The 25,852-nt window shown below is 67.3% G+C and carries 26 protein-coding genes and 1 pseudogene; 5 read left to right on the forward strand and 22 right to left on the reverse strand.

The window, feature by feature from the left end; translation table 11 throughout:
• Nucleotides 1-18: 18 nt before the first annotated feature.
• Nucleotides 19-1,608, forward strand: coding sequence for an alpha/beta fold hydrolase (locus tag KQ307_RS11740; protein ID WP_259728049.1), 1,590 nt, complete (start codon nucleotides 19-21; stop codon nucleotides 1,606-1,608).
• Nucleotides 1,609-1,625: 17 nt separating this feature from the next.
• Here the strand turns inward: KQ307_RS11740 and KQ307_RS11745 are convergent, their stop codons facing one another.
• The 13 genes from KQ307_RS11745 to KQ307_RS11805 all read right to left on the reverse strand — a co-directional run bounded on the left by KQ307_RS11745 (nucleotide 1,626) and on the right by KQ307_RS11805 (nucleotide 12,906).
• Nucleotides 1,626-2,645, reverse strand: coding sequence for an ABC transporter permease (locus tag KQ307_RS11745; protein WP_259702861.1), 1,020 nt, complete (start codon nucleotides 2,643-2,645; stop codon nucleotides 1,626-1,628).
• Nucleotides 2,642-4,063 carry an ABC transporter substrate-binding protein gene (locus KQ307_RS11750; RefSeq protein WP_399235619.1) on the reverse strand — a complete coding sequence of 474 codons (1,422 nt, stop codon included), beginning with the start codon at nucleotides 4,061-4,063 and terminating at the stop codon, nucleotides 2,642-2,644. Before KQ307_RS11750 ends, KQ307_RS11745 begins: the two co-directional genes overlap by 4 nt.
• Nucleotides 4,064-4,293: 230 nt before the next feature.
• Nucleotides 4,294-5,598 carry a homoserine dehydrogenase gene (locus KQ307_RS11755; protein WP_259728051.1) on the reverse strand — a complete coding sequence of 435 codons (1,305 nt, stop codon included), beginning with the start codon at nucleotides 5,596-5,598 and terminating at the stop codon, nucleotides 4,294-4,296.
• Nucleotides 5,599-5,625: 27 nt separating this feature from the next.
• Nucleotides 5,626-6,051, reverse strand: coding sequence for a SufE family protein (locus KQ307_RS11760; protein WP_259702859.1), 426 nt, complete (start codon nucleotides 6,049-6,051; stop codon nucleotides 5,626-5,628).
• Nucleotides 6,048-6,611, reverse strand: a complete 564-nt coding sequence (locus KQ307_RS11765) for a hypothetical protein (RefSeq protein WP_259728052.1) — start codon at nucleotides 6,609-6,611, stop codon at nucleotides 6,048-6,050. Before KQ307_RS11765 ends, KQ307_RS11760 begins: the two co-directional genes overlap by 4 nt.
• Nucleotides 6,612-6,678: 67 nt before the next feature.
• Entirely contained in the window at nucleotides 6,679-6,936 is a 258-nt protein-coding gene (locus tag KQ307_RS11770) for a hypothetical protein (RefSeq protein WP_259702857.1), read from the reverse strand.
• 61 nt (nucleotides 6,937-6,997) lie between these two features.
• A complete protein-coding gene (locus KQ307_RS11775; RefSeq protein WP_259728053.1) occupies nucleotides 6,998-7,600 on the reverse strand; it encodes a 5-formyltetrahydrofolate cyclo-ligase in 603 nt (200 codons plus the stop codon).
• The gene (ruvC, locus tag KQ307_RS11780) at nucleotides 7,597-8,058 is read right to left on the reverse strand and encodes a crossover junction endodeoxyribonuclease RuvC (protein ID WP_259702855.1); all 462 of its coding nucleotides are present in this window, start codon (nucleotides 8,056-8,058) and stop codon (nucleotides 7,597-7,599) included. The genes KQ307_RS11775 and ruvC overlap by 4 nt, the downstream gene beginning before the upstream one ends.
• A gap of 6 nt (nucleotides 8,059-8,064) precedes the next feature.
• Entirely contained in the window at nucleotides 8,065-9,153 is a 1,089-nt protein-coding gene (gene bchI / locus KQ307_RS11785; RefSeq protein WP_259702854.1) for a magnesium chelatase ATPase subunit I, read from the reverse strand.
• Nucleotides 9,150-10,655 (reverse strand): DUF3370 domain-containing protein, encoded by a 1,506-nt coding sequence (locus KQ307_RS11790; protein ID WP_259728054.1) that lies wholly within the window; start codon nucleotides 10,653-10,655, stop codon nucleotides 9,150-9,152. The genes bchI and KQ307_RS11790 overlap by 4 nt, the downstream gene beginning before the upstream one ends.
• Before the next feature lie 11 nt (nucleotides 10,656-10,666).
• Nucleotides 10,667-11,755, reverse strand: a complete 1,089-nt coding sequence (locus tag KQ307_RS11795) for a serine hydrolase (protein WP_259702852.1) — start codon at nucleotides 11,753-11,755, stop codon at nucleotides 10,667-10,669.
• Nucleotides 11,756-11,788: 33 nt separating this feature from the next.
• On the reverse strand, nucleotides 11,789-12,520 hold the full coding sequence (locus KQ307_RS11800; protein WP_259728055.1) for an RNA methyltransferase: 732 nt from the start codon (nucleotides 12,518-12,520) through the stop codon (nucleotides 11,789-11,791).
• Entirely contained in the window at nucleotides 12,517-12,906 is a 390-nt protein-coding gene (locus KQ307_RS11805; protein ID WP_259702850.1) for a c-type cytochrome, read from the reverse strand. The genes KQ307_RS11800 and KQ307_RS11805 overlap by 4 nt, the downstream gene beginning before the upstream one ends.
• Nucleotides 12,907-12,981: 75 nt before the next feature.
• Here KQ307_RS11805 and petG point away from each other — a divergent pair, with 75 nt between their 5' ends.
• On the forward strand, nucleotides 12,982-13,092 hold the full coding sequence (petG, locus tag KQ307_RS11810) for a cytochrome b6-f complex subunit V (protein ID WP_259702849.1): 111 nt from the start codon (nucleotides 12,982-12,984) through the stop codon (nucleotides 13,090-13,092).
• Between the two features lie 13 nt (nucleotides 13,093-13,105).
• Here the strand turns inward: petG and rsmD are convergent.
• From rsmD to KQ307_RS11845, 7 genes and pseudogenes are all read right to left on the reverse strand, one after another.
• Nucleotides 13,106-13,654 (reverse strand): annotated as a pseudogene (gene rsmD / locus KQ307_RS11815) (16S rRNA (guanine(966)-N(2))-methyltransferase RsmD); the annotation flags it as partial.
• Nucleotides 13,651-14,280: an imidazole glycerol phosphate synthase subunit HisH gene (gene hisH / locus KQ307_RS11820; RefSeq protein ID WP_259728056.1), complete on the reverse strand. Its 630-nt coding sequence runs from the start codon at nucleotides 14,278-14,280 to the stop codon at nucleotides 13,651-13,653. The pseudogene rsmD and the gene hisH, both read right to left, overlap by 4 nt.
• 13 nt (nucleotides 14,281-14,293) lie before the next feature.
• Complete coding sequence (locus KQ307_RS11825; RefSeq protein ID WP_259702847.1) at nucleotides 14,294-15,310, reverse strand: TIGR00730 family Rossman fold protein; 1,017 nt, start codon at nucleotides 15,308-15,310, stop codon at nucleotides 14,294-14,296.
• Nucleotides 15,311-15,359: 49 nt separating this feature from the next.
• Nucleotides 15,360-15,683, reverse strand: coding sequence for a thioredoxin (gene trxA, locus KQ307_RS11830; protein WP_259702846.1), 324 nt, complete (start codon nucleotides 15,681-15,683; stop codon nucleotides 15,360-15,362).
• 211 nt (nucleotides 15,684-15,894) lie between these two features.
• Nucleotides 15,895-17,058 (reverse strand): GuaB3 family IMP dehydrogenase-related protein, encoded by a 1,164-nt coding sequence (locus tag KQ307_RS11835; protein ID WP_259728057.1) that lies wholly within the window; start codon nucleotides 17,056-17,058, stop codon nucleotides 15,895-15,897.
• An 85-nt stretch (nucleotides 17,059-17,143) separates the two neighbouring features.
• Nucleotides 17,144-17,560 carry a CAAD domain-containing protein gene (locus KQ307_RS11840; protein ID WP_259728058.1) on the reverse strand — a complete coding sequence of 139 codons (417 nt, stop codon included), beginning with the start codon at nucleotides 17,558-17,560 and terminating at the stop codon, nucleotides 17,144-17,146.
• A 275-nt stretch (nucleotides 17,561-17,835) separates the two neighbouring features.
• On the reverse strand, nucleotides 17,836-18,990 hold the full coding sequence (locus tag KQ307_RS11845) for a homocysteine biosynthesis protein (protein WP_259728059.1): 1,155 nt from the start codon (nucleotides 18,988-18,990) through the stop codon (nucleotides 17,836-17,838).
• A gap of 91 nt (nucleotides 18,991-19,081) precedes the next feature.
• On the opposite strand from KQ307_RS11845, the gene gyrA reads away from it, so the two are divergent.
• On the forward strand, nucleotides 19,082-21,691 hold the full coding sequence (gene gyrA, locus KQ307_RS11850) for a DNA gyrase subunit A (protein ID WP_259728060.1): 2,610 nt from the start codon (nucleotides 19,082-19,084) through the stop codon (nucleotides 21,689-21,691).
• A gap of 9 nt (nucleotides 21,692-21,700) precedes the next feature.
• Nucleotides 21,701-22,936 (forward strand): lycopene beta cyclase, encoded by a 1,236-nt coding sequence (gene crtL, locus KQ307_RS11855; protein ID WP_259728061.1) that lies wholly within the window; start codon nucleotides 21,701-21,703, stop codon nucleotides 22,934-22,936.
• Between the two features lie 15 nt (nucleotides 22,937-22,951).
• On the opposite strand, the gene KQ307_RS11860 is transcribed toward crtL, so the two are convergent.
• A complete protein-coding gene (locus KQ307_RS11860) occupies nucleotides 22,952-23,395 on the reverse strand; it encodes a universal stress protein (protein ID WP_259702840.1) in 444 nt (147 codons plus the stop codon).
• A gap of 109 nt (nucleotides 23,396-23,504) precedes the next feature.
• Nucleotides 23,505-25,097, reverse strand: coding sequence for a glycoside hydrolase family 57 protein (locus KQ307_RS11865; RefSeq protein ID WP_259728062.1), 1,593 nt, complete (start codon nucleotides 25,095-25,097; stop codon nucleotides 23,505-23,507).
• A 121-nt stretch (nucleotides 25,098-25,218) separates the two neighbouring features.
• Between KQ307_RS11865 and KQ307_RS11870 the strand changes: the two genes are divergently transcribed.
• Nucleotides 25,219-25,827 carry an NYN domain-containing protein gene (locus KQ307_RS11870; RefSeq protein ID WP_259728063.1) on the forward strand — a complete coding sequence of 203 codons (609 nt, stop codon included), beginning with the start codon at nucleotides 25,219-25,221 and terminating at the stop codon, nucleotides 25,825-25,827.
• The last annotated feature ends 25 nt before the right edge of the window (nucleotides 25,828-25,852 follow it).

Raw genomic sequence — 25,852 nt, forward strand, 5'->3', positions numbered from 1 at the left:
GGAACCAGCTGAGGCTGCTTGCTCCCGTTCGAAGGTGTGTCAAACCGCTGCCGTTGGCTGCCCGTCCTGCTGGCCAGTCTGCTGCTGATGGCCCCGCCACCGGTTGGGGCGGCCGGGCAGCTGGAGGTGCGGCTCGATGGCCTCGTCCTGCCGATCGAACTGGATCAGCTGCAGGCCTGGAGCCGGAATCCACGCCGCTCCCGCACCGAGCTGGGCATCTGGCTGGAACTGCTCGACGACCGCAGCCGCGCTGACCTGGTCCTCTTGCTGAACAGCCCCCTCCTGCCGGATCGCGGCCTCGCCCTCCAGTTGCTGCAGAGCTGGTCGGGCCGCCAGGTGCTTGATGAGGTGGGGGAGCTGTTGAGCACCGATCAACCCGGCAGCGGCGCCCTGCTGCTCTCCACCCTGCGCAGCCAGTTGCAGAAGCCTGAGCCATTCACGGCGATCGACCTGCTGCTGGCGGTGCCGGCCCGGCGGCTTTCCCTGGACCTCGACGGGGTGCTGGCCCTGGCTGCGAGCTGGCGGCAGCAACTCGAGCAACAGACTGTTGCGCTTCGGCGTCTGCGCCAATTGCCCTTGCCGGCTCAGCAAGGTCCAGCGGCGGCTCAGCGGCTGGCAGCCCTCAATCGGTCCGTGCCGCAGCGGCGTCTCCTGCTCAAGGTGGCCCACCGCGATCAGCCCCTGGAGCTGGACCTGTGGGGGGCGGCGGCGCCGCGGCGGCGCGCCTGGGTGCTGCTGATGCCCGGTCTGGGTGGCAGCAGCACCCAGCTGAGCTGGCTGGCGGAGGGGCTGGCCCAGCGGGGCTGGCCCGTGCTGCTGGTGGAACACCCCGGCAGCGACGAGAAAGCCGTCCGCCAGCTCCTCGATGGTCGGCGCCCACCACCCGGGGCTGAAACCCTGCCCGATCGCCTGGCCGATGTGGAGGCGGTGCTCAGGGCCGAAGCCGGTGGAGAACTGCCGCGCCTGGGCGGATCGGTTGTGCTGATGGGCCACTCCCTGGGCGGCCTGTCGGCCCTGATGGCGACGGGTGAACGTCCGGTGCCCGGACTGGAGCAGCGCTGCAAGCGCGCCCTCAAGGGGATCCCGCTGATCAATCTCTCCCGGCTGCTCCAGTGCCAGCTGGCCCAGGTGAACCTGCCGGACCCCACCCCACCCCAACGGCAGGTCACCCCGGTGGAGGCGGTGGTGAGCCTGAACGGTTTCGGCAGCCTGCTCTGGCCGGGCCGGGGCCTCGATCAGCTGAAGGCTCCTCTGTTGATGGTGGGGGGAAGCCTCGATCTGGTCACCCCACCGGTGAGCGAGCAGCTGGGTCTGTTCCTGCAGCAGCGCGATCCCCGCAGCAGGCTGGCGCTGGTGGAGGGGGGCAGCCATTTCTCGCCGGTGCGGATCACCGACCGGAAGGAAGCCATGCTTCAGCTCGGCGAGCAGTTCGTCGGGGAGGAGCCCCTGCGCGTGCAGGAGCTGCTGCTTGGCCTCAGCGCTGATTTCCTGCTCGCGCTGGAAACCGGCACCGCCCTTCCCCCCCAGCAACGGCGGCAGGACGGGGTCCGCGCCTACGTGCTTGATCAGGCCGAGGCACAGCTCTGGAGCAGGCGCCTCAGGCGCTGACCGACAGCCTGATCGGCTCAGAAGCTGATGCGGGGATCCAGCAGGGCCACCAGCAGATCAACAGCCACGCTGACCAGCACCACCAGCCCCGCCACCACGACCACGATCCCCTGCACGAGGGGATAATCCCGCTGACCGATCGCCTCCTGCAACCGGAAGGCGATGCCCGGCCAGGAATAGGTGACCTCGATCAGCAGGGCGCCGCCGATCAGGGAGGCCACGGTGATGCCTGTGATCGTCAGCACCGGCAGCAGGGCGTTGGGCAGGGCATGGCGGAGCACCACCCTGGTTTCACTCAGGCCCCGGCCCCGGGCCGCCTCCACGTAGTCGGAGCGCAACGCCCGGCGCAGGTTGAGCCGCAGGGCGTTGTCGAAGATGCCGCTCAGCAGCAGGCCGAGGGTGGCCGCGGGCAGCACCAGATGGCGCACACTGCCGCTGAACTGCTGCCAGTTGCCGTTCCGCAGGCTGTCGAACAGGAAGAAGCCCGTGCCGCTGGGAGCCACCAGGCTGGCGGGGAAGCGGCCACCCACCGGCAACCAGCCCAGCCAGACAGCAAAGACGAGCTGCACCACCATCGCCGCCCAGAAAGGTGGCAGCGCATAGGTGCCGATGCCATAGAGGCGCCCGGCCAGATCCACCTTCCCCTCTGGTCTGGCGATGGCGCTGAACCCCACCGCCAGACCCAGCAGGGCCGCAATCAACAGGGCACAGATCCCCAGTTCCAGGCTGGCGGGCAGGCTCTGGCCGATGATCTGGGCCACCGGGGTGCCGTTGGTGAGCGACAGCCCCAGGTTCCCCTGCAGCAGATTCAGCAGAAACTGGCCGTATTGAACGATCAGGGGGAGGTCAAGGCCGAGTTGCTGGCGCAGGGCAGCGCGGGCTGCCTCCGGCGCCCGCATCCCCAGCAAGGCATCAATCGGATCACCCGGAGCCAGCCTCAGGAGCAGGAACACCAGGGTGGCGATCAACCAGAGCATCACAGGGGCAAGCAGCAGACGGCTGGCCAGATACCGTGCCAACTGACGTCGACGGCTCACCGCTTCTCCTCCCGCTTCAGGCGGCTGAAGTCCAGCCGGCCGGATCCATCGAAAACCGGCTGCCGCAGGCTCAGCTGGGCCCAGGCCCGCGGCGACACCAGCCAGACGGGGATGTAGGGGGAGGCCAGGGCGGTTTCCCGTTGCAGGCTGCGCAGCAGGCTCAGCCGCTGATCTCCCTCCAGGCTTTCGCTGCGCCGCAGCTCGGCATCGAGGCCAGGACGGGTCCAGAAGCTGCCGCTGGCGGCACTCGCCCCCTTGAGACAACGGTTGCCCTCACTCTTGTCGCAACCGAGCAAGGGAATCAGATAGTTGTCAGCGTCGGGGAAATCACCCATCCATTCGAGCAGAATCGCGGCAAAAGCTCCTTCGCCGAGCTGACGGTAGGCGGTGGTGGACTCCATTCCCGAGATCTCAAGCGTCACGCAATCGGCCAGATCCCGTTGCAGCTGGCCCTGCCAGGTGAGGGCGAAGAGTTTGTCGGCTGGGATGTTGGAGCGGAAGGTGAGCGGCAGAGTAAGCCGCTTGCCACTGCAGTAGCCCGCCTGGCGAAACAGACTCCGGGCCCGCTCGGGATCGAAGGCCGGCCAGGCTTCCGGCAGCGACCCCGGCAGGCTGGGTGGGATCAGCTGCCGGAGCGGGCTGCGCAATCCATGGCTGACCCGCTCACTGATCAGTCGGCGATCGAGGCTGTGGGCCAGGGCCTGGCGCACCAACGGGTTGTTCAGGGGCGCCTGGTCGGTGAGCAGGGTGAGGTAACCGATCTCCAGCGCCGGTCCCACCGCCTCGCGCAACGTGCCGGCTGAGGCCGAGCGATGCAGGGCGCGCTGCTGATCTCCCTCCAGGCTTGTGGAGAGGAGCACGTCCACTTCGCCGCTGCGCAGGGCGCCGTAGAGGGCGGTGGAATTGCTGAGATTGATCAGATCGATGCCCCGATTGGCGGCAGCCGGGCCCCAGTAGCCCGGGAATGGCTTGAGCCGCTGCTGCTGATCGGTGAAAAAGGTCAGCTGGTAAGGCCCGGTGCCCACGAAGCGCTCATTGAGGAAGGAACGGGCATGGTTCCGGTAGGCCGTTGGCGAAAGCGGAGTGAGGTTGACGGCGCTCAACAACTGGGGCAAGGCCGTGAACGGGCGCCGCAGCCGTAGTTCCAGCTCATAGGGGCCACTGGCCCTCACGCCGGCGATCCGATCGCCCAGCAGGTAGCTGAGCTTGCCGATCGCCAGGAACCGCTCCAGGCTGAACACCATGGCGGCAGCGTCGAAGCGGGTGCCGTCGTGGAAGCGCACGCCCCGGCGCAGGGGCACCCAGGCGGTGAGCCGATCCGGACTGAGCCGCGGCGGGGCGGTGGCCAGGCGGGGCTGCAGCCTGCCGTCGCTGTCGATCGCGTAGAGCGGATCGCCGAGGGCGCTGAGCAACTGCATGGCGCCGAAACTGAAACCGGCGGCCGGATCGGCCGAATCGATGCGGCTGCGGGCTGCCACCACCAGGCTGCCGGAGGGCCTGGAGACCTGACAGGCGCTCAGCCCGTGCAGCAGCACCGCCGCCAGGGAGAGGGAAACCAGACGCTTCAGAACAGGCAAGCCGTCGACGATGAACCCCGGGATCAGCAAGGGCCATTCAAAACCAGGATGGTCTGCCGGCTCGGCGCAGCTCAGAGGGCGCGCAGACAGGCGGCCACCCGCTTCACTTCAACCAGCTCGCTGATCGTGGCCAGGGCAGCCCGGAAACGGGCTTCGGGCACCGCATGGGTGATCACCACGATCTCGGCATGGCCGGCCGAGGTTTCCAGCTGCACGATTGACTGAATCGAGACCTCCTCGGCGCCGAAGCATCGCCCGATGGCCCCGATCACCCCGGCCTGATCGCTGGTCTGCAGCCGCAGGTAATTCCGGTGGCGGCTCTGGGCGCCATCCACCAGGCGGCAGCGACGCCAGGAGCCGGCCGCCAGCAGCGGGTCGAGGCCGGCGCCGGGTCCCCCCACCTGGCGGATGCTGGCGATGTTGAGAATGTCGGCGACCACGGCCGAGGCGGTGGGGCCCGCCCCGGCACCAGGCCCGTAGAACATCACCCGGCCGATCGGATCGCCTTCCACCAGGATGGCGTTGTTGACGTCGTGGACCCCGGCCAGAGGGTGGGCCTTGGGCACCAGGGTGGGATGAACCCGGACGTCCAGTTGCTGGGTCCCGTCGGGATCGGTGCCGATGCTTTCGGCGACGGCGAGCAGCTTGACGCAGAAGCCCAGCTGGGCGGCGTAGTCGATATCCCTCGACTCCAGGCTGCTGATGCCTTCTGTGGGGATGGCAGCGCGCTCCACACCGCCGCCGAAGGCCAGGCTGGCCAGGATGGCGATCTTGTCGGCGGCATCACCGCCCTCCACATCGGCGGCAGGATCGGCCTCGGCGTAACCGAGCGCCTGGGCCTCGGCCAGCACCGCCGCATAGGCCGCCCCCTCCGCCGCCATGCGGCTGAGGATGTAGTTGGTGGTGCCGTTGATGATGCCGCTCACCCGCACCAGCCGGTTCCCACCCAGGGACTGCTTCAGGGGTTCGATGATCGGGATGCCGCCACCCACGGCCGCTTCGATCAGCACATACACCCCACGGGCCGCCGCCGCCGCCGCAATCTCCTCGCCATGGCGGGCGATCACGGCCTTGTTGGCTGTCACCACTGATTTGCCCGCCGCGATCGCCGCGAGGATCAGGCTGCGGGCTGGCTCCAGGCCGCCGATCACTTCCACGACGATGTCGACGGCAGGGTCGTTCACCACGGCCAGGGGGTCGGTGCTGAACAACTCGGCGGCCAGGGCGATCGGCCGGGAGCGGGACGGATCGCGAACCGCCACCCGCCGCAACTTCAGTTCAGCCACCAGGGGATGACGACCTTCCGGCGTGGAAAGGATCTCGGCCACACCGGCTCCGACGGTGCCGAGCCCAAGCAAACCGATGCCGATGGTCATGCCTGGATTGCCATGAAGCCGTTGATCCTATGAATCAACAGGCGTGAGGGCGGCCGCCTGGCTCTGCATCATCCTCAGGATGTTGAGAAATCCATTCGCCCGCGATGGGGTGAGGCTGGCCTGCAGACCGGTTTCGGCCAGGAAGGAGGAATCCAGGCCGCTCACCTGCTGGGGGGTCAGCCCTTCGAGCCCCGTGATCAGCAGAGCAAGCAGCCCCTTGGTGATCTGGGCGTCGGAATCGCCCTGCCAGTGCAGCCTGCCCTCGAGCAGCTGACCCACCACATACACCTGGGAGACGCAACCCTTCACCTTGAAGGCATCCTGGCGAAACTCCTCGGGCAAGGGGGCCAACTTGCGCGCCAGCCAGAGCACGTATTCGTAGCGGCGCTTCGGATCACTGGTGCCCCGCAGCTTTTCCACGATCTGATCGAGGGCCGCACTGCCGCTGCTCATCGGCGCCGAGAGGGGAAGCGCCAACCGGCCATGGCGGCCAGGGTCCACCCGAGGCTGCCGAGACCACCGAGCAGAAGAAGATGGCGCAGGATCGGGGAGGTCGGGGGGGGGGATAACGGCCCCTCGCTGACCTGATCGATCTGGGGCTTGCCCTTGCTCACGGGCAGGTCGAGAAAGTCGCGATGGCCAGGCCCGCCATCGACCTGCACTTCCCAGGTGCCATCCGCGTACTTGGGAAGGTTGAAGGCCAGTCGTCCGCTGGCGTCCATCTGGCCCAGCTCCACCCCCTCCCCGCCCCCGGGGGGAACCAGCCGCACCTTGGCTCCGACAACGGGCTCACCGGTGGAGAAGCGGCTCTCCAGCACCAGCCCGTCCCGCAGGGATTGCAGCCGATCCAGGCTGCTTTCGATCGCATGGGCCCTGGCCGGCTCCGGCCGGACAGAGCTCAGCAGAGTGGCAGCAGCAGCGGCCGTGAAAGCTGTGCGACGAACCAGCATGGAGGCTTGAACCTGGCCATGGCGCCACTGGGCAAGGCGGGAGCGGAAGGAGTGAGCGTTCATGGTGCGCTTGGTTCCAGGACCTCCGGCCCGGGGGGAGGAAGCCAGAGGAAGGCAGGCTAAAGGCAGATCAGGACGCGGACCAGCGGCTGGCCGCCGACTGACCCTTGCCGGCCTGGACCATCCGAACCATCGAACTGACCATCATCGAGAGGGCCTCGCTCGGCTCGGCGCGCTGGCCCAGCTCGGCGGCCATGACCCGCTCCGGCGCGGATTCGCCACCGTGGCTCCGGGCCCCGGTGCGGGAGGCCGGGGAGGGGCGCTGGGGAAGAAAACCGGGGGACTGGAACGGCTCGGACCTGAACGAAGCGTTCGAAGAGACGTTCAAAACGGGAAAAGTCGCGCAGCTTGATCCTGGCAAATCGAGCTGGAGTTGGTGGCCCTTGGCCTCAGGGCTCAACAGGTTGCAACCATTCCAGGCCCCGCTCGGTGAGCCAGCCATCGAAGGGAACATCCCAGGGATCGCGTGGCAGATGCTCCACCTGGCATCCGGCTGGCGCCACGATCACAGCCGGAACCGCCCGCCAGAGCGGGTCGCTGCGCAGGCGGTCATACCAGCCACCGCCGTAGCCCAGGCGGAAACCGGCCCGATCAAAGGCCAGGGCGGGCACCAGCAGCAGGGCCAGGGAAGCGGGCCGGAGCTCGCCGGCAGGGGACTCGAGCGGGGCGGGAATGCCGCAGGCGTCGATCGCCAGGGGCAGGCCAGGCCTCCAGGCCTGGTAGCAGAGTGTCCGGGTGGCGGAAGACTGACGGATGGCCGGCAGGGCCAGCCGCTCGGGCAGGGGAGCAGCCAGCCCTCGCAGATCCGGCTCCCCGGCCAGCGGCCAGAACAGCCCAAGGCGCTGCGCAGGCCCCACCAGCTCCGGCAGGTGGCGGATCGCCGCCTCCAGCAGCGGGGCCTGGGCCAAGACGCAGAGAGCCTCGCGGCGGCGGCGCCAATGGCGACGCCAGGTCGGCTTGCTGTCCGAAGCTTCAGGCGGTGAGCCTGTCACCGCTGGAACCAGCCGGTGAGGGCCACGGCCAGGGCATCGGCGGCGTCGTCGGGTCGCGGCGGCAGCTCCAGGTCAAGCTCCCGCATCACCGCCTCCAGCACCTCATCCTTGCCGGCATGGCCCGAGCCGGTGAGGGCCAGCTTGACCTGCATCGGCGGGACCTCCACAACCGGTACCTGCAGGCGAGCCAGGGTCATGATCACGACGCCCCGGGCCTGGACCACCGAAATCGTGGTGCTGGAGCGGTAGAAGAAGAACTTCTCCACCGAGGCCAGGGCGGGCCGCCAGCGCCGCACCACCCAGCGCAGATCCCTGGCGATCTCAACGAGTCGGTCGCCCTCGGGCTGGCCAGCGGCGGTCTGGATCATGCCGCAGTCGAGCAGGGACAGAGGTGGGCCGGTTTCGATCAGGCCATAGCCAAGGCGGGCCAGACCAGGATCGATGCCGAGGATGCGCATGCCGGCTCAGCCGGCCAGGGCCAGCTGGAATGCACTGCGATCGCTGGGCTCTCCCCGATCGAACACCTTGCAGAACATCTTGATCACCCGGTCACCGGAGTCGATCTGCTCGAGCGGGTCCTTGCGCAGCCGATGGCGCAGGCAACAGGCCACCACCCGGGCCACATCAGCGTCGTCCACCTCGGTGCGCCCCTCGAAGGCGGCCAGTGCCCTGGCCGCCCGGTTGATCACGATGTCGCCGCGCAGGCCATCCACATCCAGCTCACCGCAGACCGATGAGATGCGAAGCCGCAGGTCGTCGTCGATCTGCACCGAAGGGAGCAGGGCCTGGGCGCGCACGGCCCGCTCCTGCAGTGCGCTCTGGCTGGACTGGTGGGTGGCGGAGAAGCGCTCGGGGTCGGCATCGAAGCTGGTGCGCTGGTCCACCACCTGCACCCGCAGCTCGGCTTCCCGCACGGTGCGCACCTCCACACTCATGCCGAAGCGGTCGAGCAGCTGCGGGCGGAGTTCGCCCTCCTCGGGGTTACCGGAGCCGATCAGCACGAAGCGGGCCGGATGCCGCACCGAAACGCCCTCCCGCTCCACCGTGTTCCAGCCCGATGCGGCCGAATCGAGCAGCACATCCACCAGGTGGTCATCGAGGAGATTCACCTCATCGACATAGAGCAGACCGCGGTTCGCCTTGGCCAGCAGACCCGGCTCGAAGGCCTTCACCCCTTCACTGAGTGCCTTCTCGATGTCGATCGTGCCGCAGAGGCGATCTTCCGTGGCGCCCAGGGGCAGGTCGACCATCGGCACCTGGCGAGGCACGATCGGCAACACTTCGCCCTGCTCGGCCCGGGCCTGCACCTCCGTGCTCTGCAGGTCGGGATCGGTCGGCGAACTGTTGTAGGGGTCACCAGCCACCACGTCGATCTCCGGCAGGAGATCGGCCAGGGCCCGGATCGTGGTGGACTTGCCAGTGCCCCGATCGCCCATGATCATCACGCCGCCGATGCGGGGATCGATCACGTTGAGCAGCAGGGCGAGCTTCATCTCCTCCTGCCCGACGATGGCGGTGAAAGGGAACACCCTGCGTTGGCGGGTCTGACTCACGGGCGAGGGGCCGGCACGGATTCGGATTGTTTCACAACTGACGCGGCCGGCAGCAGGGAAAGCACCTGGGGTGGGGTGGCGTCAGCGGGGTAGATCAGCCTGACCCGAACCTGTCGCCTCTGCCCGGGGGCCAGGCTGATCCGACCCAGCGCCGGGCCCTGCTGCCCCTGTCGTTGCACGAGATGGAACCAGCGACGGCCGCTGGGACGGCCCGCCTCGCCATCGAGGCCGCTCACCTCGACGGTGCCCCGGAACATCACCGGCCGGGCCGGCTCACGGTTGAAGCTCAGCCCCCCCTTTGGTTGATCGCTCTTGCGGGGGGATTCGATGGCGAGATCAAGCGCCACGGGTCGGTCGGTGTCGTTGATCAGGGGTATCCCCAGGTCGTACTCAACGCCATAGTTGCCATGGGCAGCCCAGGCGGTTCCCGGGTAGAAGGCGGCCAGCTCGGCCGTCTGAACCTGGCCGGTGCCGAGGCTGCCGCGCTCCAGGGAACTGATCGGCCAGGACACCGGGGCGCTCTGCACCGAGAGCTGGGCCCGGCAGGGCTGGAGCGGGCAGGGATCGATCAGCTGGCCCCGCCAGCGACTGCCCTGCTGCACTCCGCTCACCCGTGAATAGATGATCCCCCCCTTCTGCCCCCTCGGGGTTGGACTGTGCTCCCTGGGGCTGAGCCCCCCCCGCAACAGGCTGGCCCAGGTGCGGGCGTCGGGGGGCTGGTCGCTGCCGAACGCCGCCAGGGTGGCGATCTGAACAGGGCCGTCACTCTCCAGCCGCAGCTGAAGATTGCGGCCATTCAGCAACGGGTCAAGGCCCTTCACCGGGATCGGCAGCGCCACCAGGGTGGTGAGCTGGTCGGCGGCAAGCCGCCACTCGCTCGGGAACAGGGGGCTGCGCCGATTCAGCAGCAGCTCCGCCGCCACCCGGCTGCCCGGTCCGGAGAAGGCCGTGCTGCCGTCGTGGGCGACCACCGCCGGCAGGGGCAGGAACGGTGCTCCAGGCTGGCTGGGATCGGTGGACTGGGACAGGGCCGTGGAGCCGCTGATCAGCCGCAGGCGCACCGGCCTGTCGCCTGCAGGCGCCGCCACCACCCCCAGCCAGAGGGTGGAGTCGAGCTGCTCCGGTCTGCCGGCATACACGTGGTGGCTGAACAGCTCGAAATGACCCTGAAGGGGCAGATTGAGATGGGCCGTCGGCACTTGAAAAGCCTCGCCGGCCAACCGGCCGGTGCCGTTGAACGTGGAGAGCAGGATGCCCGGCTGGATGATCAGCTCTGGGTTGTTGTCATTCACAACCAACAGCCGATCCAGCCCTCCAGGCAGGGGCCTCACCTGCTGGGGACGCCACACCGTGGGCGAGAGCGTCGAGGAGAGAGCGGGCGACGAAGTGGGCTGCGAAGTGGGCTGTGCCACCGCCTCAGCCTTCGGCAAGAAGGACGTCAGAAAGACAGCAGGGAGAACAGGCAGCAGGGCCGGCAACAGGCCAGGCAGGAGACGCAGCATGGCAGGGAAGATCAGCGGGGTTGGGGAACAGAAGCGCTTCGTCCCACCAGGGTTTCGCTGGCGGCGGCGGCCATCGCGCGGATCAGCTCCGCGGAACGGGGGTCATTGAAGGGACCTTTGACCATGAAGGCCGCCACGGCCCGCTGGCCATTCGGCAACTCGATCAGGCCGGCATCGGCGTAGGCGATGCCGATATCGCCGGTCTTGTTGAGCACGGCGATCCCCCGGGCCAACAGCTCGCTGTCCGGGTCGCTCGAATCCAGGCCAAGGCCCTTGAGCAGGCCGAGGGGCAGCAGGGTGTTGGTCCTGGAGGTGGCGAGGATCGATCGGAAGTGGTCCCGGCCCCGGGGGCTGAGTTTCTCGCCGGTATCGACCAGAGCGATCGAGCGGGCGAGGTCGCGGGGGCTGGTGGTGTTGGTGCCCTCCAGGTCGGGCAGCCAGTTGTTCAGCACGGTGGCATCGAGGCCAAGGGCCTGGAAGCGGGCATTGAGGGCGAGCTTGCCGCCCAGCCGTCTGATCAGCAGATTGGTGGCCGTGTTGTCGCTGACCCGGATCATTTCGGTGGCCGCTTCCGAGAAGGGGAAGCGAGTGCCGATCGGTCGACTGGCCATCCAGCCCGCCCCGCCCCCGATCACCTCCTTGGTGAGGGGGAGCGGATCGTTCCAGCGCAGCTTGCCGGCATCGAGATCCTCCAGGCCCGCCAGCAGGATCGGTGTCTTGATCGCGCTGGCGGCCGGCAGGGGAACGTCCGGATCGAGCTGGGCGAAGCGGCCGTCATCGAGCACCAGCAGATAACCGCCCACCTTGAGATCCTTCTGGGCCGCGGCCAGGGCCTTCCAGCGCTGGCTGAGGGCGGGCAGTTCCCGCTTCGGCTCGAACCGACCCAGGGGCAGGCCCCTTTGCGGCAACGCCACCGGACTGGTGGCCGTGTTCAGCCTGGGGGTGTTCATCGCATCCTGGGCCAGGCGGGGGGCGAGTTGCTTCAACACCGTGCCGGTGAGCACCCCCAGACCGACGCCCAGCACCAGGAGTCGGAGGACCAGGGCAAGGGGCTGAAGCCAGCCGGGGGAACCTGGACGGGAAGAACGGCCCGAACGCACGGCGGCTCAGAAGCGCAGGGATCTGGCAGGACGTTAAGGGGTCCGGGCGCGGCAGGCCCAGCGCAGCTGGCTCACCATGCCGCGAAGCAGGGCCACCTCCTCGTTGCCGGCCTCGGCCCGTTGCAGCAAACCCCTTAGCTTGGCCATGCGGGCCTGGGCGGTGTGGGGCAGGAGGAAACCCACCTCCAGCAGCAGCGCTTCGGCATCGAGCAAAGCTCTCTCCAGGGCTCCCCGCTCGGCGGGCTCGGGCCGCCCCGCGGCCGATGGCCGGTTGGGGGCCTGCCGCTGAGCCAGACCGTGCAGGCTGATCGCCACGGCGTGCGAAAGGTTCAAGGAGGGGTAGCCAGGGTCGGAGTCGATGCGCAGGATCCGACCCGCCTGAAGCAGTTCAGCGTTGCTGAGGCCATGGTCCTCCCGCCCGAACACCAGGGCTCCTCTCCCGCCCGGCTCCGGGCCGCCCTGCAGCCAGGCCAGCACCTCGGCGGCAGGAGCGGTCGGCATGGGTTCCGGTTCCAGACGTCCGCTGGTCGCCACCACCCGGCCACAATCAGCGATCGCCGCGGCCAGATCCGGATAGAGCTGCGCCCGCTCCAGCAGAGGCTGGGCATGGACCGCCATTCGCCTTGCCTCCGCTCCGAGGTGGTCGCAACGGGGTGCCACCAGACGCAGGTCGTTGATCGAGAAGTTGGCACACAACCTGGCCACGCTCCCGATGTTGATCGGGCCGGCCGGCTCGACCAGCACGACAACCGGCGGTGCGCTCACGCCAGGGCGTGCAGATGGGCGATCAGATCAGCCATCGCCTGGGGATCCGGCTGAAAGCGGGGCATGGGCGGCGTGCGGCCACTCACCACCTGGCGAACCAGCTGGCGATCATTCTTGCGCTTGCTGATTCCCTGCAGATTCGGTCCGACCAGCCCCTGGCCGGCGATGCCATGGCAACCGGCGCAGTTCATTCGGAACAGGCGCCCGCCGTTCTCGGCCGAACCGTCGAGCTCCAGGGTCTGACGGGTGTAGGGGTCGCTGCGGGCCGCTGGCAGCACCACAAGTGAGAGCAGCACGCAGGCACAGGCGGCAAGCAGCACCAGAGCTGTGATCAGACCCTGACGGGGGGTGCTGTCTGGCGCAGGTGGAGAGATCTCACCGGTCACGAATCGTTCAAAACTTCAGGACTGCTGCCCTCATCATGAAACAATCCCTACCAAGGCGTGTAACCACTTCTCCCCATGATTGAACCCCTTCTCTGCGGCATTGTGCTGGGTCTGGTGCCGATCACGATCGTGGGCCTGTTCGTGGCGGCATGGAACCAGTACCGCCGGGGCAGTGCCCTCGGCTGAGCAGCATCAGGCTGGTGCTGCCGTATCGGCGTCGATCCTCCAGCATCCAGCCGGTTGGCGCTTGAGCCGACAGCTCACTGCCACATTCAAGGATCAGCCGCCCGGCAGGGGCCAGCCAGTCACCTTGGTCGATCGCCGCGCAGATCGTTTCCTGCAGACCTGAGCGGTAGGGCGGATCCACGTAGATCAGATCGAAATCCCGGTGGCCCACCTCTGCGGGCCGTCGGGCCGGGGTCATCTCCAGCAGCCAGGCTGGCAGCGGCCGGCAGACCACTCTCACCGTGCTGGTGGCCGCGGTCCCGGTCTGGACAGCGGTGAGGTTCGCCAGGGCCGTTGCCGCCATCCGACGGTCCTGATCCACCGCCACCACTGCCGCGGCACCGCGCTGCAGAGCTTCACAGCCCATCACCCCGCTGCCGCAGCAGAGATCCAGCCAACGGCAGCCGGCCAGGTCGGCGGCGAACAGATTCATCACCGCCAACCGCACCCGAGCGGTGGTGGGCCGGGCCGTGTTCCCCTGAGGACTCAGCAGCTTCCGCCCCCCACTGAGACGGAGGGTCACCGGTCTTCGCGCTCCACCCAGGTCAGCCAGCGGCGCAGCATGCGCTGACCCTGGGGTCCGGACTTCTCCGGATGGAACTGGCAGGCGGCGAGATGGTCCTGCCAGACGGCTGCCGTCACCACCGTGTCGCCGAAGGCAACGGCGGCAGCCAGGCAGGCGGGCTGCTCGGGCACTGCCGCATAGGAGTGCACGAAGTAGACCCAGGCGGGTGGACTGCCGTCCGGCAACAGTGGGGTCGGGCGGCAGGCGATCAGGGGTGCCCAGCCCATGTGGGGGACCGGCTGGTCGGGCTGGCTTGGCAAGGCCCGTACGCGGCCCTTCAGCAGACCCAGCCCCCTGGCGTCGCCTTCATCACTGGCCTCGAACAGCAGTTGGAGGCCGAGGCAGATGCCGAGCAAAGGCCGGCTCCGATCACTCCAGGCCAGGATGGGCTCCACCAGACCGGAGCTCTCCAGACGTTGCATGGCGGGATCGAAGGCTCCCACCCCCGGCAGGATCAGGGCATGGCAGCCCTGCATCGCCGCGCCGCTCTGGATCAGTGCCACCTCGCCCCCCAGGCGTTCGATGGCCCTGGCCACGGAGTGCAGATTGCCCATTCCGTAGTCGATCAATCCGATCCGGCTCATGGCGGGGGCAAGCTCAGGTGGAAAGGGAGCAGAGGCGCTGTTCAGGGTGCTGGAGATCCGGGCAACGCGGCAGATCAAGTCCGTTGAGGTGGTCGATCAGCTGGTACAGCCGCCCGACCCTGCGTTGATCGAAATCCAGGCGCAGGCAGGGGCGAATCGCGCCGGCTTCATCGTGGCCCTCGGCAGCTTCGATCCGGCCGTTGGTCGACAGGTCGGCGAACCGCTGCTGAATCTGAACCAGCTCCGGCCCGGGCAGCGGGGCATGCAGGAACAACTCCACGCCATGGTCCGATGACCTCAGGGCATGGAACACCCGGTAGAAGCCCCGGATCAGCGCAACGGCCTCGGAGGCGCTATGCGCCTGGCGCAGCAACTGGAGATCCTCAGGGGCAATCAGCCCCCGCTGGGCCAGACCTGCCTGGAGCTGCCGCTGCCACTGCCCCCAGAAGTGATCGTCCTCGGGAGCCAGCAGCACCAGTGGGATGGGCGGAGTGCGGCCCGTCTGAATCAGGGTGAGGGCTTCGAACAACTCATCGAGGGTGCCGAAGCCGCCAGGCAGCACCACCAGGGCATCACTCTCGCGCAGAAAAAAGAGCTTGCGGGTGAAGAAATAGCGGAAGTGCACCAGGCGACCTTCGGCATCGCTGATGAAGGGATTGGCTTCCTGCTCGAAGGGCAACTGCACGTTGAGGCCGAAGCTGCGTCCAGCACCGGCGCCGCGATTGGCCGCTTCCATCACGCCGCCTCCCGCCCCCGTGATCACCTCGAATCCGGCTGCGGTGGCTGCAGCGGCAAGCTGCTCGGCCAGGCTGTAGGCGGGGGTACCAGGGGCCGTGCGGGCCGAGCCGAACACCGTGATCTTGCGGGTGCGGCGGTGGGGCTGAAAAACGCTGATGGCCTCTTCGATGTCCTGGAGTGTGCCGAGGATCAACAGCCAGTCTTCGTGCTCGACACTCAGATCACCCAGCCGCTCAATGGTGGCCAGAGATTGCTGGATCAGCAGACTTTGGCTATGGCTCGCCGGGGTCATGACCAGGGGAGGCGGCGAGGAAGAGGCTCGACGAACAGATCAGGACCGTTCAGAGGTACTTGGAAATCGTGCCGGAGAGGGTGTTCTTGGGCACGGCGCCCACGACGGTGTCCACCTTCTGTCCACCCTTGAAGACCATCAGGGTTGGAATGCTGCGGATTCCGTACTGACTGGCGACGTTGGGATTCTCATCGGTATTGAGCTTGCACACCTTGAGGCGCCCCTCGAACTCCTTGGCGATCTCATCGACAATCGGCGCCACCATGCGGCAGGGACCACACCAGGGGGCCCAGAAATCGACCAGCACGGGCACATCACTTTTGAGCACATCCTGCTCGAAGGAGGCATCGGTGACGGCTGCAGCGCTGGACATCCGAGGAAAGTACAAGGTGAACGGAATCTAGCAACGGGCTTTCCGATCCCTACCGCCGGGCCCGCGAACGTTGGAAGACAAAACGCCCGGACGCGCCGGGCGGGGAGGTGTGAGGAGTGTGCGAGCCGAAGCCCCCACAGCTTCAGCGTAATACCTGTCCAGCAGTATCCGGCCTGGACCCAACCCTGGACAACCGCCAGGCGCTGGTCGCCTACTTGCCCATGCCGAGCTGCTGAGCCTTCTGGTACACCTTGCCCTCGGTGAGCAGCGAGGGGGCCACAACCACCTCCACCGCCTGCATTTCCCGCAGGGTGCGGGCCCCCAGGGTTCCCATCGACGTGCGCAGGGCACCCAACAGATTCTGGGTGCCGTCATCAAGGCTGGCCGGACCGCGAAGGATGGTTTCCAGGCTTCCCGTGGTGCCCACCTTGATGCGCGTTCCGCGGGGCAGAACGGGGCTTGGGGTGGCCATCCCCCAGTGGAATCCACGGCCGGGTGCCTCTGCCGCCCGAGCGATCGGCGAGCCGATCATCACGGCATCGGCACCACAGGCGATGCACTTGCAGATGTCTCCACCGGTGACGATGCCACCATCGGCGATCACGGGAACCCGGTGACCACTCTCCCGTTCATGGTCGTCCCTGGCGGCGGCGCAATCGGCGACGGCGGTGGCCTGGGGGATGCCGACGCCCAGAACACCTCTGGATGTGCAGGCGGCACCGGGGCCGATCCCCACCAGCACGCCGGCGGCTCCTGCCCGCATCAGCTCAAGAGCCACGTCATAGGTGACGCAGTTGCCGATGACCACGGGAATCCCCAGGCCAGAGCAGAGAGCCTGGAGATCGAGGCTCTCGCGGCCTGCCGGGCCGATGTGCTCGGTAGAAACCACCGTGGCCTGCACGAAGAACAGATCCGCCCCGGCCTCCACCACCACCTGCGCGAACCGCATCGCCGCCACCGGTGTGGCACTGACCGCAGCGATCCCACCCTGCTGCTTGATCTCGGCGATGCGAAGCCGGATCAGATCCTCCCGGACAGGCTGCCTGTAGATCGACTGCATGAGCGGAACAAAGGCGTCCTTGCCCACTGCAGCGATCTGATCGAGCACGGGATTGGGATCGTCGTAACGGGTGTGGACGCCCTCCAGATTGAGCACTCCCAGCGCTCCGAGTCGCGAGAGCTCCACCGCCATCCGCACGTCCACCACCCCATCCATGGCACTGGCGATGATCGGAATTTCGCGCTCGATGCCCCCGAGGCTCCAGTGGCTGGCAGTGACCTCAGGGTCCACCGTGCGGCCGCCAGGAACAAGGGCGATCTCATCGATGCCGTAAGCGCGCCGGATGGTTCGGTTGCGGCCTAACAGAATGGTCACCGCTGGGCCTTGTCACAGTCGGGCCAAGCTATCAACTGACTGGGGCGGGGCTCCGTGCCTGGCGCGACCCAGATCGGGCCGGCGCTCAGCTGTGACCGCGGAACGACTGCCACTTCTTCTCAAGGCCTTCGATCAGGCGACGACGCTCCTGGGCGCGCGTCAGTTTGGTGGCGGAGAAGTTGGCCAGCCAGACAACCCCCACCAGCTCAAGCAGCCCCGGCAGCAGGGGCAGGCTTTCGATCGCTCCGATCACGGCTCCATACAGCCGCAACACCAGCACGATGCCCACCAGGGCTCCGAGCATCTTCAGGGGAGATCGGTAGCGCTCGAAGGTGCCTTCAAGGCCGCCGCCGCCGATCCACTCCTGGACCTTTGCCACCAGCAGGGCCCACTCTCCCCCCGGCCCAGACTCGGCTGTGCTGGCGGGAGCAAGCAGGGTGGCCGCCACCGCCGGCTCAGTGAAACCAGCTGGTTCGCCCCCAGGCAGGCTCGGAGGGATCACCTCCGCAGCCTGAGCCTGAGGCAAACTCAGCTCCGCGACAGCTTCGACGACTGGTTCGGCAGCCAAGGCCTCGACGACCAGGTCGTTGATGACGTCGGGGCCTGGTTCAGTGCTTAGTTCGGGGCCAGGTTCTGGTGCTGGTTCAGGTGCTGGTTCAGGGGGAAGAGGGACGGTCCAGCCGCCCTGGTCCGGTGGGGTGGAAGGGGTGAAGGGTTCAACCATCGCTCACTGGCTTCGCAACCGACGGGTGAGCTTACGGCGCTTCAGAGCTGCAGTCAGGGATCAAGCGGAATCAGTCCGCTGCGCCGGGGCAGGGGTTGAAGCGGCAGGCGCAGCGGAAAGTGGCCGCTTCTGAGTTGCTCGACAAGCTGTTCAGCCATGGCCTCGGCCAGGCGCGGACTATGGGCCGGGAAGCAGCGCAGACGCCGGCCATCCACCACGATCTCCCCCGCCAGAAGCTGGCTGTAGGGCACGGCGCCGAAACTCGGTCTGATGCGGCGCGGGATTGAGAAATCCAGCACCGGCGCCTCCAGTTCCGCGTCACTGAGGGCTGCCTGGCTGGCCACGGTGCTGTTGATCAATGGAATCGGCGCCGCGATCGCCACCACCAGCCCACTGCCTTGCCCTTCCAGGAAACAGGGCCTCACCCATTCCGGCCGGAGGCGGTGCAGATCGACGCTGATGGCAGCCACCGCTCCCGGTGAGCGCGCCTGGCCACTGGGCAGGCGTCGGGCCTGGGGCTGATGCCCCTGGCCGGCGCCGACCACCCAGCCGATCGCGCCTCCCACCAGCAGCGGCGACCCGGGTCCCAGCAGAGCCAGCCGCGGCATCGTCAACCCGATGCTGCGGCTGCCGCCATTGCTGTAGAGCGCCGTGGCGTAGGGACCCAGCAACGGTCCGTAGGGGCTGTGGGTGATCCCAGACCCGCTGCTGATCGCCACCACCCCGTTCTCACTGATCCCACGGTGCAGCAGCAACTGGCCCGAACCGATCCGCTCGAGCGAGAGGCGGGCCCTCAGTTCCCGTCTGGGATGAAGAACGGTGGCTTCACCCGTGGCCAGCAGCTCCACCTCGCCACCGGCCAGCAGGGTTCCCAGCACCTGGGCACCGCCACGCCGCAGCGGCTGAACCAGCCCCCCGCCGATCGGCAGGGTGATGCCGCCGCTGCCACTCGCCGCCAGGCCGGCCACCTGGTCGAGCTGCACCTGGCGCATCCGCATCGGTGGATCAACGGGACCGAGGTTCAGCTGCAGGGTGGCCTGATCGGTGAACTCGGCATTGGCCGCCACCACCACATCGGTGGCGGCATAGGCGGCGGCGAGGCCTTCAGCTGCCACCAGGGCCCGGAACACCGGGCCGCTACAGACCCGCAGGTCGCCGGATCGTTGCCGCTGCTGAAGTTCGGATTCGCTGCGGGGCTCCAGGGTCATCGAAGGCCAGGGTCTGGGAGGGTGAGGAGAGCAGCGGCGGAAACGACCAGCCCGGGCTCGATTAACCTGGAAGAAGGCAGTGGGTTACGAGATGGCGGATCCAGCAGGGCCCGGTGAATCGGACGGGCGGATCATCCAGACCGACCTTCGCATCGAAATGTCGCGCTCCTACCTGGAGTACGCGATGAGCGTGATCGTGGGCCGGGCCCTGCCCGACGCTCGCGACGGATTGAAACCGGTGCATCGCCGCATCCTCTACGCCATGTATGAGCTGGGGCTCACCAGCGACCGCCCCTACCGCAAATGCGCCCGGGTGGTGGGGGAAGTGCTCGGCAAGTACCACCCCCATGGCGACACAGCGGTCTACGACGCCCTGGTGCGCATGGCCCAGGACTTCTCGATGCGGATGCCGCTGATCGACGGACACGGCAATTTCGGTTCTGTGGACAACGATCCGCCGGCCGCCATGCGCTACACCGAGTCGCGGCTGCAGGCCCTCACCACCGACAGCCTGCTGGAGGACATCGAAGCGGAAACCGTCGATTTCATCGACAACTTCGACGGCTCCCAGCAGGAACCCACCGTGATGCCGGCTCGGGTGCCGCATCTGCTGCTCAACGGCTCCTCCGGCATCGCCGTGGGAATGGCCACCAACATCCCCCCCCACAATCTCACCGAGCTGATCACCGGGTTGCTCGCCCTGATCGCCGATCCCGAAATCGAGGATCGCGCCTTGATGGCGATCATTCCAGGGCCTGATTTCCCGACCGGTGGCCAGATTCTCGGCCGCAGCGGCATCCGCGAAACCTATGCCACCGGTCGGGGTTCGATCACGATGCGGGGTGTGGCCTCGATCGAAACCATTGAAGTCACCGGACGTCCCGACCGGGATGCGGTGATCATCACCGAACTTCCTTATCAGACCAACAAGGCGGCGCTGATCGAGCGCATCGCTGAAATGGTCAACGACAAGAAGCTTGATGGCATTTCGGATATCCGCGATGAAAGCGACCGCGACGGCATGCGGATCGTGATCGAGCTGCGCCGCGATGCCTACCCCCAGGTGGTGCTCAACAATCTGTTCAAACTCACGCCGCTGCAATCCAACTTCAGCGCTCACATGCTGGCGCTGGTCAACAGCGAGCCCGTGCTGCTCAACCTGCGCAGGATGTTGCAGGTGTTTCTCACCTTCAGGATTGAAACGATCGAGCGGCGCACCCGCTATCTGCTGCGCAAGGCCGAAGAGCGTGATCACATCCTGCTCGGCCTGCTGCTCGCCCTCGACCAGCTCGATCCGATCATTGCCCTGATTCGCTCCGCCGCCGACGCCGCCACGGCCCGGCAGCAACTCCAGGAGCGCCACGGGCTCAGCGAGATCCAGGCGGACGCCATCCTGCAGATGCAGCTGCGGCGGCTGACGGCCCTGGAGGCCGACAAGATCCGCCTGGAACATGAGGATCTTGTCGCCAAGATCGCCGACTACCAGGACATCCTCGGCCGCCGCGAGCGGGTGCTTGGCCTGATCGAAGGCGAACTGCAAAAACTGCGCGAGCGCTACGACTCACCCCGTCGCACCGAAATCCTCGATCTCGAGGGCGGCCTTGAAGACATCGATCTGATCGCCAACGAACGCTCGGTGGTGCTGCTCACCGAAAACGGCTATCTCAAGCGGATGCCGGTGAGCGAATTCGAAGCCACCAGCCGCGGCACCCGCGGCAAATCAGGCACCCGCAGCCAGGGCGAGGAAGCCGTGCGGCTGTTCATCAGCTGCAACGACCACGACACCCTGTTGTTGTTCAGCGACCGCGGCGTGGTCTATGCCGTGCCCGCCTATCGCGTTCCGGTGGCCAGTCGGACCGCCAAGGGCACCCCCGTGGTGCAGTTGCTGCCGATTCCCCGCGAAGAACAGATCACCTCCGTGCTGGCGGTGAGTGCCTTCGAAGACAATGTGCAGCTGCTGATGCTCACCAGCGGCGGCTACATCAAACGCACCCGCCTCTCCGCCTTCGCCAACATCCGCTCCAACGGGCTGATCGCGATCGCTCTGGAGGAGGGCGATTCCTTGCGTTGGGTGCGGCTGGCCGTCCCAGGCGACAGCGTGCTGATCGGCTCGCTCAAGGGCATGACGATCCACTTCCGTCTGATTGACGCGGAGCTGCGCCCCCTCGGCCGCACGGCCCGGGGTGTGCGGGCGATGGCGCTCCGGCCAGCTGATCAGCTGGTGAGCATGGATGTGCTGCCGGCCGAGCTGGCCGATCAGATCGCCAGCAGCGAGGCCGAAACCGCCGATGAGGAAACTGACAGCGAGGAGGTTGCCGCCAGCGAGGGACCCTGGGTTCTGGTTGCCTCAGCCAGCGGCCTTGGCAAACGGGTGCCCGTGAACCAGTTCCGGCTGCAGCGGCGGGCGGGCCTGGGCCTGCGGGCGATCAAGTTCCGCCGCCCCGGTGATGTGCTGGTGGGCCTCAAGGTGCTCGGCGCCGGCGAGGAATTGCTGTTGGTCAGCGAGCGGGGTGTGATCGTGCGGATGCCCTCCGATGCGATCCCGCAGCAGTCCCGTGCCGCCACCGGGGTCCGGCTGCAGAAACTTGACAGCGGTGATCGCCTCAGCGAAGTGGTGCTGATCCCACCTGCCCTGAGCAGCGATGGGGAACCGACCGATCCAGAGGCGGCCGAGGAGCCCGATGGCAGCCCCATTGCCTGAGGCAGCCAGTTGACCGCCGATGCCCTGGTGATCGGTTGCGGCCCTGCCGCCCTGGCCATCGCCTCCGCTCTCTGCGCTGAGGGCCTCGCCGTCGAGGCGCTGGCCGCCGTGGAACCGACCCGGGCCTGGCCCAACACCTACGGCGTCTGGGCCAGCGAGCTCGAAGCCGATGGGATCGACCACCTGCTGGAGCACCGCTGGTCCAACTGCGTCAGCTATTTCGGCGCCGAGCCGGTGGCCCACCAGCACGCCTATGGCCTGTTCGACAAGGCCAGGCTCCAGGCCCACTGGCTGGAGGGCTGCGCGCGGGGCGGCCTGCACTGGCACCGGGGCACGGCCGCATCGATTGTCCACGGTCCCCACAGCTCCTGCGTCACCACCAGGGAGGGCAAGGAGCACACGGCCCGGCTGGTGGTCGACACCAGTGGCCATCAGCCCGTGTTCGTGCAGCGTCCCAGCCTGGGTCCGGTGGCTTACCAGGCCGCCTACGGGATCGTCGGCCGCTTCCGTGGTGCTCCTGTGGATCCCGGCCAGTTCGTGCTGATGGATTTCCGCTCGGATCACCTGAGCGACCTGGAGCGGCAAACGGAGCCCCCCACCTTCCTCTACGCCATGGACCTGGGCGATGGGGTGTTCTTCGTCGAGGAAACCTCCCTGGCCCTGGCACCGGCTTTTCCACCGGGGCAACTGAAGCGCCGCCTGCAGCAACGGCTGAACTTCCGGGGTGTGGCGATCGAGACGATCGAAGCGGAGGAGCACTGCCTGTTCCCGATGAACCTGCCCCTGCCGGATCTGCAGCAGCGGGTGGTGGGATTCGGCGGTGCGGCCAGCATGGTTCACCCCGCCTCGGGATACCTGGTGGGGTCGCTGCTGCGCCGGGCGCCGGGCGTGGCGAAGGCGATCGCCATGGCGCTGAACGTCCCCGACTCCGGCGCCGAACAGGTGGCTCAGGCGGCCTGGTCAGCGGTCTGGCCGGCCGATCTGGTACGCAAACGGGCGCTGTACCAATTCGGGCTGGAGAAGTTGATGCGTTTCTCGGAACCGCAGCTGCGCCAGTTCTTCGCCACCTTCTTCGATCTGCCGCTGCACCAGTGGCATGGCTTCCTGGCGAACAGCCTCACGGTTCCCGAGCTCACCCTGGCCATGCTGCGTTTGTTCGCCCAGGCGCCGAACCCGGTGCGCTGGGGGCTGATGCGGCAGCAGGGCAAGGAAGTGGAGCTGTTGTGGCGCGTGCTGGCCGGCTGATGCCAGCAGCGAGGCTCAGCGGTACACCAGAACCGGCAGGGAGGCTTTGGTGATCACCCGCTGGGTCTGACTGCCGAGCAGGAGAGCGGAGAGGCCTCGTCGGCCATGGGACGACATGAAGATCAGATCGGGCCGGTGCTGTTCAGCGGCGGCCAGGATCGCTTCGGCAGGGAGATCGTCAACGACCCCATCAGCCGTGGCGGCGACACCCGCCGCTTTCGCCACTTCCAGGGCCTGCCCCAGAATCTGATCGGAGCTTTCCTTTGCCGCGTTGATCAGATCCTGCAGGGTGTCGGGATTGATCAGCTCGCCGACGCCATAGATCGAAATCGGAACGTTCGAGCGGGCGTGGAAGAAGGTGATCCGCGCTCCCCGTTCCCTGGCGAAGGCCACCGCTCCGTCCACGGCTCTGAGCGACTGCGGGGAGCCATCGATGGGAACCAGCAGATGCTCAAACATGGCCCCATCTCACCGCTCCAGCCAGCAGCGTACCCCCGGCGATCGGGCACTCCGGCGATTCAGCCAGCCAACCACCAGCGGCGGCTGAAACCGGTGCGCCCGATCCCGATCAGACGGCACCCACCAGGCTCGAGGACCAGTCGGCCGTGTTCAGCAGCGGGAACAGGCCGTCCTCCTTTTCCAGCGCCACCAGCCAACCGAGGGGGAAGGGCTGGTCGGATTCGATGGCATGGAGCAGCCGCCAGAACCGATCCAGGTGGGTTCGGATCCGGTCCCGGGCCAGGTCGGTGGTGGTGCCGGCCCGGAGAATGAAACTCCAGTCGGAGGACTGGGCCAGCAGAAGCTCCCGCCCCGCCTGGGTCAGCATCCGCCGCTGCTCTTTCGTCGCCACCCCTTCGTTGACGCGACGCACCATCGCCGCTGAAGCCCGATCCCATTCCGGCACCACCCAGGCGTTGGTTTCATTGAGCCAGTAATGGTGATATCCCCCTTGTCCCCAGCTGGAGGGGGAAGGTCGGCAGATCTGCAGGGCATGGGGTTCCTGAAGCACCGCCCGCAGGGTGGTGAAGCTGAGGCCCGCAGCCGGGGCCTGGCGGAACAACTCCTCCAGGAAGACAGGTCCCTCGTACCACCAGTGACCGAACAGCTCGGCGTCGAACGGGGCCACCAGCAGCGGCGGTCTGTCCATGACCGGCGTCAGGCCTTCCAGCTCCCGGACCCGCTGGCCGAGGTAGTCGGCAGCGTGTTCACCGGCCCGCCTGGCTGCCATGGCGGGGTCGTAGGGCTGCTTCCGCTCCAGGGGGCAGTCCTGAGCGGTGACCCGGTGCAGCTTGAGCGCGATCGGGCGAGGGGAAGGGATTCCGGCGGCTTCGAGCTGGGAGATCGGCAGATCCCAGCCAAGATCGCGGTGGAACTCCCGGTACACCCCATCCCCGGGGTAGCCATGACTGGCCGACCAGACCGGCAACGTGGCATTGCTGTCACGGGCGAAGAACGCCACCCCGGCCGGCGAACAGATCGGTGCGTACACCCCGTAACGGGGGCGAGGCAGACCGTGAAGCAGACCATGGGCATCCAGCACCGCGTAGCGCAGGCCGCAGCTCAGCAGCAGCTGATCAAGACCTTCGTAGTAGGCGCACTCCGGAAGCCAGAGGCCGAGCGGCCGCTCACCCAGCAGGCGCTCGTGCTCCCGAACGGCGGTCAGGAGCTGGGCCTGGACCGCTTCCGGCGTCTGCCGCAGCAGCGGCAGGTAGCCATGGGTGGCGGCGCAGGTGAGCAGGTCGAGCACACCAGCCTGCTGAAGCAGACGGAAACGGCGCAACAGATCCCCGGCCTGGCTGGACCAGTCGCTCTGGGCCTGCTCCATCTGACGGCCCAGGGCCTCTGCCGCTGGGAGATGAACGGGCGGCACCTTGACCAGCAGACTCTGCCTCTGCTCCAGCCAGGCAGGGAAGCGGCGATGCAGATCCGGGTCGCTCAGCAGCGAAAGCAGGGTGGGCGAGAGCCCGAGACTGAGCCTAGGCAGCTGCTGGGCATCGGCCTGGCTGCACTCGAGCAGACGCAGCAAAGGCAGATAGCACTCCAGCAGGGCCTGAAAGAACCAGTCCTGCTCCAGGGAGCCCGGCTGACTGCTGCGAACGTAAGGGAGGTGGGCGTGGAGGACGAGGGCCAGCGAGCCGTTGATCGTCCCGGATCGATCCATCAGTTGATCTTACGGGCCGGAGTTGGGAGGATTCTCAGCAACCAGTCACATCCGGTCGAATCTTCTCAACCTGTTCCTGCCCCAACCACCCCGACCGATTTTTAGGGTTGTGGCCATGGGAATGGAAAAAATCCGACGGTGCCTTGTTGTCGATGGGCATGGCATGTTCTATGCCCAGCAGAAGCTGGGCTGGTTCTTCGACCCCCGCCATCTGATCGAGTTCGCCAGCCGTGATCCAGGCGTGGATCTGAGCAGTGCCTACTGGTATGCGGGTCTGAAGGATGCCGGCGATCAGCGTCCCTTTCGTGATGCCCTGACCAGCCTCGGCTTCACGGTCCGAACCAAGCCCCTGCGCGAGTTCGGCACTGACCCGGAGCTACGCCAGTTCGGCCGGGCCAACCTGGACGTGGAGATCTGCCTCGACCTGATGGCCGTGGCCCACCGAACCGATGAGGTCTGGCTGATGAGCGGCAGCCGCGACCTGGAGCGCCTGGTTGAGACGCAGCGCAGCCTTGGCCTCAAGACCGTCCTGTTCAACGCTGAAAGCCTGGCCCCCCGGGAACTGCGCAACGCCGCTGATCAGTTTGTCGACCTCAACCAACTCCGCCCGATCCTCGAGAAATCGGAAGCGCTCCGACCCCATGACCCGTCACGGGCTGAGTCGTTGCGCAACCTGCCGGGCACTCCCGAACCACCCCGCCGCGAGGTCGTGATCGCCTCCTCGGCCTAGAGTGGCCCCAACTCATAGTCAATTC

Source organism: Synechococcus sp. CS-1326 (assembly GCF_025128115.1).
Classification (GTDB): domain Bacteria; phylum Cyanobacteriota; class Cyanobacteriia; order PCC-6307; family Cyanobiaceae; genus Regnicoccus.